The organism is Serratia ureilytica (assembly GCF_017309605.1).
Classification (GTDB): domain Bacteria; phylum Pseudomonadota; class Gammaproteobacteria; order Enterobacterales; family Enterobacteriaceae; genus Serratia; species Serratia ureilytica.
On record NZ_CP071320.1, the window covers coordinates 3763789 to 3778805 of the forward strand.

Annotated in this window: 14 protein-coding genes; 10 read left to right on the top strand and 4 right to left on the bottom strand. The window is 61.6% G+C overall.

Annotated features, from left to right (window positions below; genetic code table 11):
- The first annotated feature begins 319 nt into the window (after window positions 1–319).
- From J0X03_RS17770 to kdpE, 6 genes are all read left to right on the top strand, one after another.
- Entirely contained in the window at window positions 320–409 is a 90-nt protein-coding gene (locus tag J0X03_RS17770; RefSeq protein ID WP_016928742.1) for a K(+)-transporting ATPase subunit F, read from the top strand.
- Window positions 409–2097: a potassium-transporting ATPase subunit KdpA gene (gene kdpA, locus J0X03_RS17775; RefSeq protein WP_033642186.1), complete on the top strand. Its 1689-nt coding sequence runs from the start codon at window positions 409–411 to the stop codon at window positions 2095–2097. Before J0X03_RS17770 ends, kdpA begins: the two co-directional genes overlap by 1 nt.
- A gap of 26 nt (window positions 2098–2123) precedes the next feature.
- On the top strand, window positions 2124–4193 hold the full coding sequence (gene kdpB, locus J0X03_RS17780; RefSeq protein ID WP_160204083.1) for a potassium-transporting ATPase subunit KdpB: 2070 nt from the start codon (window positions 2124–2126) through the stop codon (window positions 4191–4193).
- 18 nt (window positions 4194–4211) lie between these two features.
- The gene (kdpC, locus tag J0X03_RS17785; protein WP_033642183.1) at window positions 4212–4781 is read left to right on the top strand and encodes a potassium-transporting ATPase subunit KdpC; all 570 of its coding nucleotides are present in this window, start codon (window positions 4212–4214) and stop codon (window positions 4779–4781) included.
- Window positions 4782–4854: 73 nt separating this feature from the next.
- Window positions 4855–7551, top strand: coding sequence for a two-component system sensor histidine kinase KdpD (gene kdpD / locus J0X03_RS17790; protein WP_160204082.1), 2697 nt, complete (start codon window positions 4855–4857; stop codon window positions 7549–7551).
- A 16-nt stretch (window positions 7552–7567) separates the two neighbouring features.
- Entirely contained in the window at window positions 7568–8257 is a 690-nt protein-coding gene (kdpE, locus tag J0X03_RS17795; protein WP_033637458.1) for a two-component system response regulator KdpE, read from the top strand.
- 27 nt (window positions 8258–8284) lie between these two features.
- On the opposite strand, the gene J0X03_RS17800 is transcribed toward kdpE, so the two are convergent.
- The 4 genes from J0X03_RS17800 to seqA all read right to left on the bottom strand — a co-directional run bounded on the left by J0X03_RS17800 (window position 8285) and on the right by seqA (window position 11677).
- Window positions 8285–8584, bottom strand: a complete 300-nt coding sequence (locus J0X03_RS17800) for a DUF3861 domain-containing protein (RefSeq protein ID WP_033642181.1) — start codon at window positions 8582–8584, stop codon at window positions 8285–8287.
- A complete protein-coding gene (locus tag J0X03_RS17805; RefSeq protein WP_033642180.1) occupies window positions 8584–9222 on the bottom strand; it encodes a PadR family transcriptional regulator in 639 nt (212 codons plus the stop codon). The genes J0X03_RS17800 and J0X03_RS17805 overlap by 1 nt, the downstream gene beginning before the upstream one ends.
- A gap of 191 nt (window positions 9223–9413) precedes the next feature.
- On the bottom strand, window positions 9414–11057 hold the full coding sequence (pgm, locus tag J0X03_RS17810) for a phosphoglucomutase (alpha-D-glucose-1,6-bisphosphate-dependent) (RefSeq protein WP_047025831.1): 1644 nt from the start codon (window positions 11055–11057) through the stop codon (window positions 9414–9416).
- Window positions 11058–11134: 77 nt separating this feature from the next.
- Complete coding sequence (gene seqA, locus J0X03_RS17815; protein ID WP_033651164.1) at window positions 11135–11677, bottom strand: replication initiation negative regulator SeqA; 543 nt, start codon at window positions 11675–11677, stop codon at window positions 11135–11137.
- 224 nt (window positions 11678–11901) lie between these two features.
- On the opposite strand from seqA, the gene ybfF reads away from it, so the two are divergent.
- The 4 genes from ybfF (at window position 11902) to fur (ending at window position 14799) form a co-directional block, all read left to right on the top strand.
- The gene (gene ybfF / locus J0X03_RS17820) at window positions 11902–12675 is read left to right on the top strand and encodes an esterase (protein ID WP_080273370.1); all 774 of its coding nucleotides are present in this window, start codon (window positions 11902–11904) and stop codon (window positions 12673–12675) included.
- A 256-nt stretch (window positions 12676–12931) separates the two neighbouring features.
- Window positions 12932–13219 (top strand): LexA regulated protein, encoded by a 288-nt coding sequence (gene ybfE, locus J0X03_RS17825; protein WP_004939936.1) that lies wholly within the window; start codon window positions 12932–12934, stop codon window positions 13217–13219.
- A 264-nt stretch (window positions 13220–13483) separates the two neighbouring features.
- Entirely contained in the window at window positions 13484–14023 is a 540-nt protein-coding gene (gene fldA, locus J0X03_RS17830; protein WP_004939938.1) for a flavodoxin FldA, read from the top strand.
- 329 nt (window positions 14024–14352) lie between these two features.
- Window positions 14353–14799 carry a ferric iron uptake transcriptional regulator gene (fur, locus tag J0X03_RS17835; RefSeq protein ID WP_019454058.1) on the top strand — a complete coding sequence of 149 codons (447 nt, stop codon included), beginning with the start codon at window positions 14353–14355 and terminating at the stop codon, window positions 14797–14799.
- Window positions 14800–15017: the final 218 nt, after the last annotated feature.

Consider the following 15017-nt stretch of genomic DNA (forward strand, 5'->3'; position numbering starts at 1 on the left):
CTCATCCGACCACTAAATCGCACAAAAAATCGCTAATCACCGCGGCGATTCGTAATTTTGTTACAACCAAGTTAATTTTTAACTTAACATTGGTTACGTTGTGGTTATTATCCGGTTCCTGCTGCCACGCCTCTGCCCTTGCTTATTCACTCATCAGGCGCAATCTCGCCGCCAACCTGCTGGTTGAAATGCTCAATTTTTGCTGAAATTTCAGCCATTTTTATACTTTTTTTACACCCGCCCGCGCGATTTTTTCATCTTCTTTCTACCCCGCTCCCTACACTGCCTCTATCAAAAACAACACCTCTGGAGGTGTCCCGTGAGTTTCAGCGTTATTGGTGGTGCGCTGTTGGTTCTGCTGCTGTTGGCCTATCTGGTCTACGCCCTGTTTAACGCGGAGGATTTCTGATGGCGGCTTCAGCCTTTTTACTGATCGCCAGTTTCCTGCTGGTGCTTCTGCTGCTGGCACGGCCGCTGGGCGGTTTTATGGCGCGCCTGATCGAAGGTGAGCCGCTGCCTGCGCTGCGCGCAGTGGAAGCCGGCGTCTGGCGCGCCTGCGGCATCCGCCCCACCGAGATGAATTGGTGGCAGTACGCGCTGGCGATCCTGGCGTTTAACCTGCTCGGCCTGGCGCTGCTGTTCGCCCTGCTGATGGCGCAGGGCTCGCTGCCGCTCAACCCGCAAGGCTTCCCTGGCCTCTCCTGGGATCTGGCGCTCAACACCGCCGTCAGCTTCGTCACCAACACCAACTGGCAAGCCTACAGCGGTGAAAGCGCCCTCAGCTATTTCAGCCAGATGGCCGGGCTGGCGGTGCAGAACTTCGTTTCCGCCTCCACCGGCATCGCCGTGGCCTTTGCGCTGATCCGCGCCTTTACCCGCCGCGCCGGCAAGACCGTCGGCAACGCCTGGGCCGATCTGTTCCGCATCACGCTGTATGTGCTGCTGCCGATCGCGCTGCTGATCGCCCTGTTCTTCGTCAGCCAGGGCACGCTGCAAAACTTCCTGCCTTACCTGCACGTCACCACGCTCGAAGGCGCGCAGCAGACGCTGCCGATGGGGCCGGTCGCCTCGCAGGAAGCGATCAAGATGCTCGGCACCAACGGCGGGGGGTTCTTCGGCGCCAACTCGGCGCACCCGTTCGAAAACCCGACCGTGCTGACCAACTTCGTGCAGATGCTGGCCATCTTCCTGATCCCTTGCGCGCTGTGCTTCTCTTTCGGACAACTGGCCGGTGAAAACCGTCAGGGCCACGCGCTGATCTGGGCGATGGCGCTGATCTTCGTGGTGGCGGTGGTGGTGGTGATGTACGCCGAGCTGGCGGGCAACCCGCACCTGAGCGCGCTGGGCGCCGACAGCAACATCAATATGGAAGGCAAAGAGTCGCGCTTCGGCATTCTCGCCACCAGCCTGTTCTCGGTGGTGACCACCGCCGCGTCCTGCGGGGCGGTCAACGCCATGCACGACTCCTTCACCGCGCTGGGCGGCATGGTGCCGATGTGGCTGATGCAGATCGGTGAAGTGGTGTTCGGCGGCGTCGGCTCCGGCCTGTACGGCATGCTGCTGTTCGTGCTGCTGACCGTATTTATCGCCGGTCTGATGATCGGCCGCACCCCGGAATATCTGGGCAAGAAGATCGACGTTTACGACATGAAGATGACCGCGCTGGCGATCCTGGTCACGCCGACGCTGGTGTTGCTGGGCAGCGCGCTGGCCATCGGCACCGACGCGGGCCGCGCCGGCATCCTCAATCCGGGCGCCCACGGCTTCAGCGAAGTGCTGTATGCCCTGTCCTCCGCCGCCAACAACAACGGCAGCGCCTTCGCCGGCTTGAGCGTCAATACGCCGTTCTACAACCTGCTGCTGGCCTTCGCCATGTTCGTCGGCCGCTTCGGGGTGATCCTGCCGGTGCTGGCGATCGCCGGTTCGCTGAGCGCCAAGCCACGCCAGCCGGCGGGCAACGGCACCCTGCCGACCTATGGGCCGCTGTTTATCGGCCTGCTGATCGGCACCGTGCTGCTGGTGGGCGCGCTGACCTTCGTGCCGGCGCTGGCGCTGGGCCCGGTGGCCGAGCATTTGCAGCTTTGGTTGGCAAACTAACAGACGTCACAGAGAGAGAATAAGAGATGACTCGCAAACAACGCGCGCTGTTTGAACCGGCTCTGGTGCGCACCGCTCTGATCGATGCGGTGAAAAAACTGGACCTTCGCGTTCAATGGCGCAACCCGGTGATGTTCGTGGTGTATATCGGCAGCCTGCTGACCACCGCCATCTGGCTGGCGATCCTCGCCGGCCAAACCGACGGTGCCGCCGCCTTTACCGGCAGCGTCTCCCTGTGGTTGTGGTTCACCGTGCTGTTCGCCAACTTCGCCGAGGCGCTGGCCGAAGGCCGCAGCAAGGCCCAGGCGGAAAGCCTGAAAGGCACCAAGAAAACCAGCTGGGCGAAAAAACTGGCCGGCCCGCGCCGCGACGGCGCCACGGAGAAAGTGGCCGCCGAGAGCCTGCGCAAAGGCGATATCGTGCTGGTGGAAGCCGGCGACACCATTCCGTGCGACGGCGAAGTGCTGGAGGGCGGCGCCTCGGTGGATGAAAGCGCCATCACCGGGGAATCCGCCCCGGTGATCCGCGAATCCGGCGGGGACTTCTCCTCGGTCACCGGCGGCACCCGCGTGCTGTCCGACTGGCTGGTGGTGCAGTGCAGCGTCAACCCGGGGGAAACCTTCCTCGATCGCATGATCGCCATGGTGGAAGGCGCCAAACGCCGCAAAACGCCGAACGAAATCGCGCTGACCATCCTGCTGGTGGCGCTGACCATCGTGTTCGTGTTGGCCACCGCCACCCTGTTCCCGTTCTCGCAATACAGCGTCGAGGCGGCCGGCAGCGGCAGCGTGGTCACCATCACCGTGCTGGTCGCCTTGCTGGTTTGCCTGATCCCCACCACCATCGGCGGTCTGCTGTCCGCCATCGGCGTGGCCGGGATGAGCCGCATGCTCGGCGCCAACGTGATCGCCACCAGCGGCCGCGCGGTGGAAGCCGCCGGCGACGTGGACGTGCTGCTGCTGGATAAAACCGGCACCATTACGCTGGGCAACCGTCAGGCTTCGGAGTTCCTGCCGGCGCCGGGCGTGAAAGAGCAAGAGCTGGCGGACGCCGCGCAGCTGGCTTCGCTGGCGGACGAAACGCCGGAAGGCCGCAGCATCGTGGTGCTGGCCAAACAGCGCTTTAACCTGCGCGAGCGCGATCTGCAGGCGCTGAACGCCACCTTCGTGCCCTTCTCCGCCCAGACTCGCATGAGCGGCGTCAACGTGCAGGAGCGCATGATCCGCAAAGGCGCGGTGGACGCCATTCGCCGTCACGTCGAAACCAATCAGGGGCACTTCCCGCGGGCGGTGGACGATCTGGTGGAAAGCGTGGCGCGCACCGGCGGCACGCCGCTGGTGGTGGCGGAAGGCGCACGGGTGCTGGGCGTGGTGGCGTTGAAGGATATCGTCAAGGGCGGCATCAAAGAGCGCTTCAATGAGCTGCGCAAGATGGGCATCAAAACGGTGATGATCACCGGCGATAACCCGCTGACCGCGGCGGCGATCGCCGCCGAAGCCGGGGTGGACGACTTCCTGTCGGAAGCCACGCCGGAAGCCAAGCTGGCGCTGATCCGCCAGTATCAGGCGGAGGGCCGTCTGGTGGCGATGACCGGCGACGGCACCAACGACGCCCCGGCGTTGGCGCAGGCCGATGTGGCGGTGGCGATGAACTCCGGCACCCAGGCCGCCAAAGAGGCGGGCAACATGGTCGATCTGGATTCCAACCCGACCAAGCTGATCGAAGTGGTGCATATCGGCAAACAGATGCTGATGACGCGCGGCTCGCTGACCACCTTCAGCATCGCCAACGACGTGGCCAAGTACTTCGCCATCATTCCGGCGGCGTTCGCGGCCACCTATCCGCAGCTGAACGCGCTGAACGTGATGCACCTGCACTCCCCCGCCTCCGCCATCATGTCGGCGGTGATCTTCAACGCCCTGGTGATCGTGTTTCTGATCCCGCTGGCGCTGAAAGGGGTGAGCTACAAACCGATGAGCGCCGCGGCTCTGCTGCGCCGCAACCTGTGGCTGTACGGGGTCGGCGGTCTGCTGGTGCCGTTCGTCGGCATCAAACTGATCGACCTGATCCTGGTCGCGCTGCACGTCGCCGGTTAACCATTGAGGGAAAAGAACATGACATATTTACGACCTGCGCTGGTGATGTTGATCCTGCTGACGCTGCTCACCGGCATCGCCTATCCGCTGCTGACCACCGGGCTGGCGCAGCTGCTGTTTTCGGGCGCGGCCAACGGTTCGCTGCTGTACCAGGGCGACAAGGCGGTCGGCTCCGCGCTGATTGGCCAGAACTTCACGCGCGCCGACTATTTCTGGGGCCGCCCGTCGGCGACCGGCGATTCAGCCTATAATCCACAGGCCTCCGCCGGCAGCAACCTGGCGGCCACCAACCCGGCGCTGGATAAGGTTATCGCCGAACGCGCGGCGCAGCTGCGCCAGGCCAATCCGGCCATGAGCGGCCCGATCCCGGTGGATCTGCTGACCGCCTCCGGCAGCGGGCTGGATCCGCAGATCTCGACCGCTGCGGCGCGGTATCAGCTGGCGCGGGTCGCGGCGGCACGTCATCTGCCGCCGGAACAGGTCGCCAAACTGATCGAAGACAACACCGATCGGGCCACGCCCAACTTCATGGGCGAATCGGTGGTCAACGTGTTGAAGCTGAACCTGGCGCTGGATGCGTTGAAGTAACGCGCCGTATTCAGCATAGTGATAGGGTTCGGCATGCCGAACCCCTTTTTGCTTGGTAACACAAGGAATTGTCATGGTCGAAGAAGAACAGCAGCGTCCCGATCCCGATAGCCTGCTGGCGCTGGCCAATGAAAAACCGCGCGGCCGGTTGAAGGTATTCTTCGGCGCCTGCGCCGGCGTGGGCAAAACCTACGCCATGCTGCAGGAGGCCCAGCGTTTGCGCGCCCAGGGGCTGGACGTGCTGGTCGGCGTGGTGGAAACCCACGGCCGCAGCGAGACCGCCGCCCTGCTCGACGGCCTGGCGCTGTTGCCGCAAAAGCGCATCCAGCATCGCGGGCGACTGGTGCAGGAATTCGACCTCGACGCCGCGTTGGCGCGCCATCCGGCGCTGATCCTGATGGACGAACTGGCGCACAGCAACGCCCACGGTTCGCGCCACCCCAAACGCTGGCAGGATGTGGAAGAGCTGCTGGACGCCGGTATCGACGTGCTGACTACCGTCAACGTACAACATTTGGAAAGTCTGAACGACGTGGTGGGCGGCGTGACCGGCGTGCGGGTGCGCGAAACGGTGCCCGACCACGTGTTTGACGAGGCCAGCGAAGTGGTGCTGGTCGATCTGCCGCCGGACGATCTGCGCCGACGGCTGCACGAAGGCAAAGTGTATATTCCCGGTCAGGCCGAGCGCGCCATCGAGCATTTTTTCCGTAAAGGCAACCTGATCGCCCTGCGCGAGTTGGCGCTGCGCCGCACCGCCGATCGGGTCGATGACCAGATGCGCGAGTTTCGCGACACCCAGGGACGCGAGAAAGTGTGGCACACCCGCGACAGCATTCTGCTGTGCGTCGGCCACAACAGCGGCAACGAAAAGCTGGTGCGCATCGCCGCCCGGCTGGCGGCGCGGCTCGGCTGCCACTGGCACGCGGTCTACGTGGAAACCCCCAAGCTGCACCGGCTGCCGGAAAACCAGCGCCGCGCCATTCTGCGCGCGCTGCGGCTGGCGCAGGAGCTGGGCGCCGAAACCGCCACCCTGGCCGATCCGTCCGAAGAGCGCGCAGTGCTGCGCTACGCCCGCGAACATAACCTCGGCAAAATCATCATCGGCCGCCGCAGCGAGCAGCGCTGGAAGCTGCGCGGCAGTTTCGCCGATCGCCTCGGCCGCCTGGGCCCGGATCTCGATCTGGTGATCGTCGCGCTGGACAGCGACGCCGTACAGCCGCCGCCGGGCAAGGAGCACGACGGCCGCAGCTTCAATGAGAAATGGCGCATGCAGCTGCGCGGCTGCGCGGTGGCGGTGGCGCTGTGCGCGCTGATCACCCTGCTCTCGCAGTGGCTGTTGCCGGGCTTCGATCAGGCCAACCTGGTGATGGTCTACCTGCTCGGCGTGGCGATCGTCGCGCTGTTCTTCGGCCGCTGGCCATCGGTGCTGGCGGCGGTGATCAACGTCGCCAGTTTCGATCTGTTCTTCGTTCAGCCCGAATGGTCGTTCGCCGTCAGCGATATGCAGTATCTGCTGACCTTCGGCGTGATGCTCGCCGTCGGCATCATCATCGGCAACCTGACCGCCGGGGTGCGTTATCAGGCCCGGGTGGCGCGCTATCGCGAGCAGCGGGCGCGCCATCTGTACGAAATGTCACGCGGGCTGAGCCGCGCGCTGACCGTGGCCGACATCGCCGACACCAGCCGTCATTTCCTCTCCAGCAGCTTCCAGGCGAAAACCGTGCTGCTGCTGCCGCAGGAAGACGGCCGGCTGCAGCAAATGATCGGCGAGGAAGGCGGGCTGCTGTCGGTAGACGAAGCCATCGCGCGCTGGAGTTTCGATAAAGGCTTGCCGGCCGGCGCCGGCACCGACACCCTGCCCGGCGTGCCTTACCAACTGCTGCCGCTCAATACCCCCAAACAGACCTTCGGCCTGTTGGCGATCGAACCCAACAACCTGCGCCAGCTGATGGTGCCGGAACAACAGCGGCTGCTGCAAACCTTCGCAGTGCTGATCGCCAGTGCGCTGGAACGGCTGCACCTGGCGCGCAGCGCCGAAGAAGCCAAGCTGGACGCCGAACGTGAACAGCTGCGCAACTCGCTGCTGGCGGCGCTGTCGCACGATCTGCGCACCCCGCTGACCGTGTTGTTCGGCCAGGCGGAAATTCTCACGCTGGACCTGGCGGCCGAAGGTTCCAATCACGCCACCCAGGCCAGCCAGATCCGCCAGCAGGTGCTGAGCACCACCCGGCTGGTGAACAACCTGCTGGATATGGCGCGCATCCAGTCTGGCGGTTTCAGCCTGCGTAAAGAGTGGCAGTCGCTGGAAGAGATCGTCGGCGCTTCGCTGCACATGCTGGAGCCGCTGCTCAGCCAGCATCCGATCGAGGTCGATCTGCCGCCGGAACAGATCCTGGTCAACTGCGACGGCAGCCTGCTGGAACGGGTGTTCACCAACCTGTTGGAAAACGCCAATAAATACGCCGGCGCCGAGGCCACCATCGGCATTCGCGCCCGCACGCTGCCCGAGTGGCTGGAAGTCGAGGTCTGGGATAACGGCCCCGGCATCCCCGCCGATCAGCTGCAGCTGATTTTCGACAAGTTTTCACGCGGCAATAAAGAGTCGGCGATCCCTGGCGTCGGCTTGGGGTTAGCGATTTGTCGTGCCATTATTGAAGTGCATGACGGCCGCATCTGGGCGGAAAACGGCGCCAACGGCGGCGCCAGCTTCCGCTTCGTGCTGCCGCTGGAAAAACCGCCCGAGATCGACGGCGACGCCTTCGATCTGTAATCAACGCAGGGGAAACGTGAGCATAACGCCAACCAACATTCTGATTGTTGAAGATGAAAAAGAGATCCGCCGCTTCGTGCGCACCGCGCTGGAGAGCGAAGGCCTGCGGGTGTTTGAAAGTGAAACGCTGCAGCGGGGGCTGATTGAGGCCGGCACGCGCAAACCGGATCTGATCATCCTGGATTTGGGGTTGCCGGATGGCGACGGGCTGAGCTACATCCGCGATCTGCGGCAGTGGAGCGCCATTCCGGTGATCGTGCTCTCGGCGCGCAACGCCGAAGAGGACAAGATCGCCGCGCTGGACGCCGGCGCCGACGACTATCTCAGCAAACCGTTCGGCATCGGTGAGCTGCTGGCGCGGGTGCGGGTCGCGCTGCGTCGCCACTCAGCTAGCCAACAGGAAAGCCCGCTGGTGAGCTTTTCGGCGATTACCGTCGATCTGGTGAATCGCCGGGTGCTGCGCAACGACGAAGATCTGCATCTGACGCCGATCGAGTTTCGCCTGTTGGCGGAGCTGCTGGCCAACGCCGGCAAGGTGATCACCCAACGCCAGCTGTTGAGCCACGTCTGGGGGCCGAACTACGTGGAGCACAGCCACTATCTGCGCATCTACATGGGCCATTTGCGGCAGAAGCTCGAAGCCGATCCGGCCCGGCCCAAACACCTGCTGACCGAAACCGGCGTCGGCTATCGCTTCATGCCTTAACCCCGGAGGGCGCGGTTTGCCGCGCCTTTACGCCGCCGGGCCCTTCTTCAATCCGACCATAAATTCCTTAAACGCCTCGCGCAGCGGAGCGAACACCGGGTGTTTGCGGTTTTCGATCATCACTTCGGAGAACAGCTTCAACCCCACGGCGAAGGCCGCGCTCTGCTCGGGGCCGAAGTTCAGATCGTCACGCGCCCGAATGCGCTCGACGATCTCGAGAATATCGTCGTGGTTGCTCACTTCAAAACTCAGCGGCGCTTTCTCGACGGGATTGCCCTGGCGATCGCTCAGGGCTTCAACGGTAATGTTAAAACGGTGGCCGGGCATCAGTTCTTCTCCTGTTGCGAAGGTTGAATCTGCATTTCGCTTTCGATCGCCGCCACGGCGGTCAGCAACGCGGCGTTGATGCGCTCCACCTGCTGCGGCGTAAGATCGGCGCGCATCACGTTGCCGCGCAGCAGGCTGCGCAGACGGTTCATGGCGTCGTAGATGCCTTCCGCCAGGTTGCCGTGCCGATGACGCTCGCGGCCGGCGCCCGCCAGACGCGCCAGAATGACCTCAACCACCTGTTGATGCTTTTGCAGCTCGCCCTCGCCCGCCGCGGTGATGCGGTAGCTTTTGCGGCCGTTGCCGGTGGTGAGCGGTTCGAGGAAATCCTGCTCTTCCAGCAGCGTCAGCGTGGGGTAAATCACCCCCGGGCTCGGCACGTACAGGCCGGATGACGCTTCCTCGATCGCCTTGATCAATTCGTACCCGTGGCTGGGCTTGCGCGCCACCAGCGCCAGCAGCACCAGGCGCAGATCGCCGTGTTCGAACAGACGATGACGCCCGCCCCGGCCGCCGCGCCCACCCCGGCCGTGCTCTTCGCCTTCGCCGCCGAAGTGATGGCGCCCGCCGCGATGACGACGACCCTCTTCGCATTCATGGTGATGATGATGCCGGTGTAAGCCTAATCGATGAAACATAAGGTGAGACCTCGCTTTAGTAGGGAACATCAATACGAGGTTGTTTAGATATATCTAAACAGCATCGATAGCGCTAATCTAGATCGATATATCTAAATGCGCAAGCGCGTGCCGTGAAAAAGATATATCTAAATAGCGCCCATAAAAAAAGCGCTGTAAAAACAGCGCTTTTTATCAATCAAGAAAAGTGATTACTTGGCGGAAGCCAGCACTTCGCTGACGATCTCGACCGCTTCGTGCTCAATCTTCTCGCGGTGCTCCGCCCCGAGGAAGCTCTCGCAGTAGATCTTGTAAGCCTCTTCGGTGCCGGAAGGACGAGCCGCGAACCAACCGTTGTCGGTCATCACTTTCAGGCCGCCGATCGACGCGCCGTTGCCCGGCGCTGCGGTCAGACGTGCAGTGATCGGGTCTCCGCCCAGCGTACTGGCCTTGACCATCTCCGGCGACAGCTTGGACAGCGCCGCTTTCTGCGCATGGGTTGCCGGCGCCTGGATGCGGTTGTAGCTTGGCGCACCGAAACGCTTGGCCAGATCGTCATAGTGATGCTGCGGGTTCTCACCGGTTACCGCGGTGATTTCAGCCGCCAGCAGGCACATGATGATGCCGTCTTTGTCGGTCGACCACGGCTGGCCGTTGAAGCGCAGGAACGAGGCCCCGGCGCTCTCTTCGCCGCCAAAGCCCAGGCTGCCGTCGAACAGACCGTCCACGAACCACTTGAAGCCGACCGGCACTTCCACCAGCTTGCGGCCCAGATCGGCCACCACGCGATCGATCATCGCGCTGGACACCAGCGTTTTACCTACCGCAACATCGGCGCCCCACTGCGGGCGATGCTGGAACAGGTAGTTGATGGCTACCGCCAGATAGTGGTTCGGGTTCATCAGACCCTTCGGCGTGACGATGCCATGGCGGTCGTAATCCGGATCGTTGGCGAACGCCAAATCGAATTTGTCGCGCAGCGCCAGCAGGCCGGCCATCGCCGACTCCGACGAGCAGTCCATGCGGATGATGCCGTCGTGATCCAGGTGCATAAAGCGGAACGTCTGATCGATGGAATCGTTCACCAGCGTCAGATCCAGCTTGTAGTGTTCCGCCACCCGCTGCCAATAGGCGATGCCGGAACCGCCGAGCGGATCCACGCCCAGCTTCAGGCCGGCGCGTTGGATGGCCGGCATGTCGACCACCTCCACCAGCCCTTCGACGTAAGGCTGCACCAGATCTTTGGCGTGCAGGTGGCCGCTGTTCCAGGCCTTGTCCAGCGACTGACGCTGCACGCCTTTCAGCTGCTGCGCCAGCAGTTCGTTGGCGCGCTTTTCGATCACTGACGTCAGGTTGGTGTCAGCCGGGCCGCCGTTCGGCGGATTGTATTTGATGCCGCCGTCTTCCGGCGGGTTGTGGGACGGCGTAATGACGATGCCGTCGGCCTGGGCACCGCCGTGGCGGTTGTGGCACAAAATGGCGTGCGATACCGCCGGCGTTGGCGTGAAGCCGTTGTTTTCCTGCACGATCACATCGACGCCGTTGGCGGTCAGCACTTCCAGCACGGAAATAAAGGCCGGCTCGGACAGCGCATGGGTGTCTTTGCCCACGTAGCACGGGCCGGTGGTGCCCTGCTGATGACGAACTTCGGCGATCGCCTGAGCGATGGCGAGGATGTGCGCTTCGTTGAAGCTGTGGCGCTGCGCGCTGCCGCGGTGGCCGGAGGTGCCAAACTTCACCGCATGTGCGGCATTGCCGGCTTCCGGTTGCAGCACATAGTACTGCGACGTCAGCTGGGCTACGTTGATCAGATCGCTTTGACGGGCGGGCTGCCCGGCACGTGGATTATTCGCCATCGACATATCTCCCTCATCCCTGTCGGTGACCGGGCAAATACGTCGCGCACGGCCATCATGACGGGCTGTTCGCTAAATTAGACGGTACCGCAAACTTTCTCGATCAGTTCCGCCGGGAACTGCATCGCCTGCATGATGTGTTCGATCATGCTGCGTTTGCGGCCGGTATTGGTATTGGTGATCACCCAGTAAGGGGTGCCCGGCACATGCTTCGGCTTGGTATGCGTGCCGTTGGCCAGCAGGGTCTGCTGATCGCCGGCGAAATAGGTGCGGGTACGGCCGGTCAACGCCTCGGTGGCGGCGGCAAAACCGGCGGCATCGAGGGTGTACAGCGTGGACAGCACCAGCATGAAACGGTTGACCGCTTTGTTCTGCTCGGCGTATTCATCCGACAGCAGCAGTTCACGCACGGCGCGTACGCGATCGCGCGGGCGCTGAACCGGCGCCGCTTTTTCCGCTTCGACGGACGGCGACGCACTGGCGGCAGGCAACGCGCGCACCGGCTGACCGGCGGTGAATTTCAACATGCGGCGTAAAATATCGGACGCGCTTTCACCGATGTGTTGCGTGTGGCTGGCAATATAACGGTAAAGCTCTTCGTCGACTTCAATAGTTTTCATCTTTATCCAATACTGTTTTTTCTACTTAGAACCTGAAGCCAGATCCTGCATTCAAGCCATGGGATTATAAGGTTAAAAGCGCTGGGGCGAACACAACAATGTGCCTCCGGACGGCAAATGCAGACTAATACCTATAGCCGGCACTGCCAAGCCCGCGCCGCGAAAATTCCGCATGATTCATCGTGCGATTCAATCATGATACCCTAATCTGAATCTCTCTCAGTATGAACTTCGCCATGAAATTACATTATCAACTGCTGGCCGCCGAGTCAGACGCGCTGCCGGTGCTGCTGATCCACGGGCTGTTCGGCAATCTGGACAACCTGGGCGTGCTGGCGCGCGATCTGCATCAGCGTCACAGCGTAATTAAGGTCGATCTGCGCAACCACGGCCTCTCCCCGCGCGCCGACGAGATGAACTACCCCGCGATGGCGCAGGATCTGCTGGAGCTGCTCGACGAACTGCGGCTTGAGAAAGCGATCGTCATCGGCCATTCGATGGGCGGCAAAGCGGCGATGGCGCTGACCGCCATCGCGCCCGAGCGCGTCGCCAAGCTGATCGTCATCGACGTCGCGCCGGTGAATTACCAGACCCGACGTCACGACGAGATTTTCGCCGCCCTGAAGGCCGTCAGCGCCGCCGGCATCACCCAGCGCCAGGCCGCCGCCCAGCTGATGCGTGATTACCTGCAGGAAGAAGGCGTCATCCAGTTCCTGCTGAAATCCTTCCATAACGGCGAATGGCGCTTCAACCTGCCGGTGCTGATTGAACGCTATGATGACATCACCGGCTGGCAGGACGTGCCGGCCTGGCCGCACCCGACCCTGTTCATTCGCGGCGGCCTGTCGCCGTACGTGCAGGACAGCTACCGTGCGGACATCGCCCGCCAGTTCCCGCAGGCCCGCGCGCACGTCGTTGCCGGCACCGGCCATTGGGTGCACGCCGAAAAACCGGAGGCGGTGCTGCGCGCCATCCACCGTTTCCTCGACGAAGCCTGAAAAATACGCTCACCTGGTGAAAAAACGCGCTAAAGATAACGGCTTAGCGCGTTTAGCCCGCAGTTAGGCATTGTCGCCGCTCCATCTGCTGGGGTAATATGGCGCGCTATAATTTTGCCGCCGCGCCAGCGCGTTCGCGAACGCCGGGTCGGGGGTGAATTTGGGTTAGGGTTTATTGGCCCGAAGTGTGTTAACCGATGCCTCCGGAAGCGTGCGAGCGCTTTTTGATGCAAACTCCCTTGCAGTACCGCTACCTATGGCAAAAGAACAAACGGATCGCACGACGCTGGATCTGTTCGCAGATGAACGCCGTCCGGGGCGCCCGAAAACCAACCCGCTTTCCCGCGATGAACAGCTTAGAATCAATAAGCGCAATCAGTTACGGCGCGATAAAGTGCGTGGATTGCGGCGCGTAGAGCTGAAAATCAACGCGGATGCGGTGGACGCCCTGAACAAACTGGCGGAACAGCGCAACATTAGCCGCAGCGAACTCATCGAGCAGATGCTGTTGGCGCAACTGGCGGAAGAACAGCCGGAACATTGATCTCTTCGGCCGCACGCGCGGCGCGGCGTTAAGGACAACGCCGGATCGACCACGCTTTTCTTCATTCTCCGGCATCGCATAAATGCGATAAAACCCCGGCGCCACTTTCTGGCATGATACGCATTTACCGGCAAGAGACTGCGCCTGTCGGCGCCCGCCCCCGTGGCGAAAGGCTCTTGTCATGGCATCATTTTAATCGGCGTCAGCGGCGGCAGTGCTGGCATCGAGTAATGCAATTACTTGAATTTAAAGGTTATACGCGATATGGCTACTGTAGGCATTTTCTTTGGCAGCGACACTGGCAATACCGAAAACATTGCCAAAATGATCCAGAAAATTCTCCAGAAACAGTTTGGCGACGACGTCTCTGAAGTGCATGACATCGCTAAAAGCAGCAAAGAAGACCTGGAAGGGTTCGATATCCTGCTGCTGGGCATCCCGACCTGGTACTACGGTGAAGCGCAGTGTGACTGGGATGATTTCTTCCCGACGCTGGAAGAAGTCGACTTCAACGGCAAACTGGTGGCGCTGTTCGGCTGCGGCGACCAGGAAGACTACGCGGAATACTTCTGTGACGCGATGGGCACCATCCGCGACATCATCGAACCGCGTGGCGCGGCCATCGTGGGCCACTGGCCGACCAAAGGCTACCACTTCGAGGCCTCCAAAGGCCTGGCGGACGACAACCACTTCATCGGTCTGGCGATCGACGAAGACCGTCAGCCTGAGCTGACCAACGAGCGCGTGGACGCCTGGGTCAAACAAATCGTCGAAGAGCTGAGCCTGGCCGATATCGTCGGCTAAACGCCGGGACTGGCGAAAGGTTGAACAAAGGCCCTGTAAAGTGCATAGTGTGCCGACAGGGCCGTCATCGGCAACAGGGATTGCTGCGATAGAAGCTACAGATTTGTAACTTCCCACCCCGTCACGGTAGACTGAGATATCGGTTTATCCCATCCATCAAGGCGTTGCATGCAAAACATGCAATAGTGCAATTATATCTTTGTTAACAACCGGCGGTTTCCATTTAGTACAACCGGTTCTATAATGAGACGCATTAACTCTTTGTGCCGACCGATGCCACAGGCGAGTACGCCTCAACTTGATTAGCATAGTAACAGGACTGAATTCGCATGACCGACAACAACATCGCATTGAAGAAGGCCGGCTTAAAAGTCACGCTTCCGCGACTCAAAATCCTGGAAGTACTGCAAAATCCGGAATGCCATCACGTCAGTGCGGAAGATTTGTACAAAAAACTGATTGATATGGGCGAAGAGATCGGGCTGGCGACGGTTTATCGCGTACTGAACCAGTTTGACGATGCGGGCATTGTGACACGTCACAATTTCGAAGGCGGCAAGTCCGTGTTCGAGCTGACCCAACAGCATCACCACGATCACCTGATTTGCCTGGATTGCGGCAAAGTGATCGAATTCAGCGACGAATCCATCGAAGTGCGCCAGCGTGACATCGCCAAGCAGCACGGCATCAAGCTCACCAACCACAGTCTGTACCTGTACGGCCACTGTGAAACCGGCGACTGTCGCGAAGACGAAACGCTGCACGACAAGAAATAAGCCCTGACCGGCTATGAAAAACCGCCTCACCTTGAGGCGGTTTTTTTATGCCCGCCGTACAACGGGAAAAAAAATCCCCGGACCAGCCGGGGAAAATCATGTCATGAAATACCACAATTGCAGCGGCACAGCGACTCCACGTACTACTCTCACTACAACGTCCGCCCTGCGCCGACACGCGCGGGCGAACGCATTCCCCCTTCGTTATGATGCGGCCC

What these genes read in the sequence shown, in the direction of transcription:
- kdpA (WP_033642186.1), top strand. Translation starts at nt 409, where the DNA reads ATGGCGGCTTCAGCCTTTTTACTGATCGCCAGTTTCCTGCTGGTGCTT.
- kdpB (WP_160204083.1), top strand. Translation starts at nt 2,124, where the DNA reads ATGACTCGCAAACAACGCGCGCTGTTTGAACCGGCTCTGGTGCGCACC.
- kdpC (WP_033642183.1), top strand. Translation starts at nt 4,212, where the DNA reads ATGACATATTTACGACCTGCGCTGGTGATGTTGATCCTGCTGACGCTG.
- kdpD (WP_160204082.1), top strand. Translation starts at nt 4,855, where the DNA reads ATGGTCGAAGAAGAACAGCAGCGTCCCGATCCCGATAGCCTGCTGGCG.
- J0X03_RS17800 (WP_033642181.1), bottom strand. Translation starts at nt 8,584, where the DNA reads ATGCCCGGCCACCGTTTTAACATTACCGTTGAAGCCCTGAGCGATCGC.
- J0X03_RS17805 (WP_033642180.1), bottom strand. Translation starts at nt 9,222, where the DNA reads ATGTTTCATCGATTAGGCTTACACCGGCATCATCATCACCATGAATGC.
- pgm (WP_047025831.1), bottom strand. Translation starts at nt 11,057, where the DNA reads ATGGCGAATAATCCACGTGCCGGGCAGCCCGCCCGTCAAAGCGATCTG.
- seqA (WP_033651164.1), bottom strand. Translation starts at nt 11,677, where the DNA reads ATGAAAACTATTGAAGTCGACGAAGAGCTTTACCGTTATATTGCCAGC.
- ybfF (WP_080273370.1), top strand. Translation starts at nt 11,902, where the DNA reads ATGAACTTCGCCATGAAATTACATTATCAACTGCTGGCCGCCGAGTCA.
- ybfE (WP_004939936.1), top strand. Translation starts at nt 12,932, where the DNA reads ATGGCAAAAGAACAAACGGATCGCACGACGCTGGATCTGTTCGCAGAT.
- fldA (WP_004939938.1), top strand. Translation starts at nt 13,484, where the DNA reads ATGGCTACTGTAGGCATTTTCTTTGGCAGCGACACTGGCAATACCGAA.
- fur (WP_019454058.1), top strand. Translation starts at nt 14,353, where the DNA reads ATGACCGACAACAACATCGCATTGAAGAAGGCCGGCTTAAAAGTCACG.